The following is a 1,731-nucleotide window of genomic DNA, read 5'->3' as shown; positions in this document are numbered from 1 at the left end:
ACAGCTCGACCGCATCGACGACTGGAACGAGGGGCGGGCGACCGCCGCGCGACGGTACTCGGCGCGTCTCGCAGACCTCGACCGAGTGGAGACGCCGACCGAACCGCCCGGCGCGGAGCACGTGTATCACCTCTACGTGATCGCGGTGCCCGCCGCGGACCGCGACCCGCTCCGCGAACACCTCGGCGACGCCGGGATCGAGACCGGCATCCACTACCCGACCCCCGCCTACGACCACGACCCGGTCGTCGAACGGCTCGGCGAGCGCTCGCTGCCGGCCACCGAGTCCGTCTGTCGACGCATCGTCTCGCTGCCGATACACCCGCGGATCACCGACGAGGAGGTCGACCGAGTCTGTACGGCGGTCGAACGCTACTTCGAGGGGGCGGCAGCGTGAACCTCGGCGTCGTCGGGACCGGGTACTGGGGGAGCAATCACGCCCGCGTCGGGGCCGAACTGCGAGACGCCGGCGTCGTCGACGACGTCGTCCTGTGTGACCTCGACGAGGAGCGAGTCGCCGACCTCGCCGGGACGTACGACCTCGAGTACGTCACCGATCACGCGGACCTGAGCGGACGCGTCGACGCGGCGGTGGTCGCGACGCCGTCACCGACGCACCGGGGTATCGCGGTCGACCTCCTGCGAGCCGGCGTCGATCTCCTCGTCGAGAAACCGCTCGCGCTCACCGGCGCGGACGCCCGTGCGATCGTCGCGGCCGCCGACGAGGAGGGGCGGACGCTCGCGACCGGGCACATCTTCCGATATCATCCCGGACTGAACGAGCTCAGGGACCGCCTCAGACGGGGGGAACTCGGGCGAGCGGAGTACCTCTCGACCAGTCGGTACTCGTTCCGGCAGCCGCGCGAGACGGCGGGGACCCTCTTCTCGCTCGCCGTCCACGACGTCGACATCTACACGTACCTGCTCGGGGAGTGGCCGGACAGCGTGTTCTGTGCGGTGAACGAGGCGGAGACGGCGGCCGTCGACGAGACGGCCACGCTCACCCTGACGTACGGATCGACGACGGCGACGATCGACGTCTCGTGGCGAGTCCCGGCGTTCGGCAAGCGCAGAGACCTCGTCGTCGCCGGCTCGGAGGCGACCGGGTACGTCGATTACCTCGAGGACACCGTCGTGGAACTGTACGAGAACACGGTGGCGGCGGACGCCGAGATCCCGACCCGCGAGGAGTCGGTTCGGCGGTACGAAGCGCCCGCCGCCGAACCGCTCCGTCTGGAGGTCGAATCGTTCCTCGAAGCCTGTCGGACCGGCGCGACTCCGCGCGCGTCCGGTCGCGTGGGCGTCGCCGCCGTCGAGATCCTTGAGGCGGCGCAACGGTCGGCCGACACCGGACGGGCGATCGAGATCGAGATGGACGGGCCGGACCCACCGACGTGACCCCCCTCATGAACGCGTCCTCGCCCCCTCGTCACGTCGCGATCCCCGCGCTCACGGAAGCGACTCCGCTGTCCCCGACACGGAGGGTCACCCGATGCACGTCGTCGTGACGGGCGGTGCCGGGTTCATCGGCGGCCACCTCGCGACGGCGTTCCTCCGCGACGGCCACGACGTCACCGTCTTCGACAACCTCGCGTCGTTCTACGACCCGCGTCTCAAAGAGCACACTCTCGACATCCACCGCGAGGTCGCGAGCGAGACCGACGGCACCTACGCGTTCCGCGACGGCGACGTCCGCGACGCGGAGGCGGTCCGCGAGGTCGTCGCCGACGC

At 70.6% G+C, this 1,731-nt stretch carries 3 protein-coding genes; all 3 read left to right on the top strand.

Features of this window, described 5'->3' with window-relative positions; genetic code table 11:
- On the top strand, positions 1 to 397 hold a 397-nt coding region (locus tag BN903_RS16695; protein WP_195155760.1), incomplete at its 5' end, for a DegT/DnrJ/EryC1/StrS family aminotransferase.
- The gene (locus BN903_RS08140) at positions 394 to 1,398 is read left to right on the top strand and encodes a Gfo/Idh/MocA family protein (protein WP_048077273.1); all 1,005 of its coding nucleotides are present in this window, start codon (positions 394 to 396) and stop codon (positions 1,396 to 1,398) included. The genes BN903_RS16695 and BN903_RS08140, both read left to right, overlap by 4 nt.
- Positions 1,399 to 1,492: 94 nt before the next feature.
- A partial coding sequence (locus tag BN903_RS08135) for an NAD-dependent epimerase/dehydratase family protein (RefSeq protein WP_048077272.1) occupies positions 1,493 to 1,731 on the top strand: 239 nt, incomplete at its 3' end.

It is taken from the genome of Halorubrum sp. AJ67 (genome assembly GCF_000513435.1).
The sequence above is the reverse complement of the archived record's forward strand: the minus strand, read 5'-3'. Positions and strand labels throughout refer to the sequence as shown.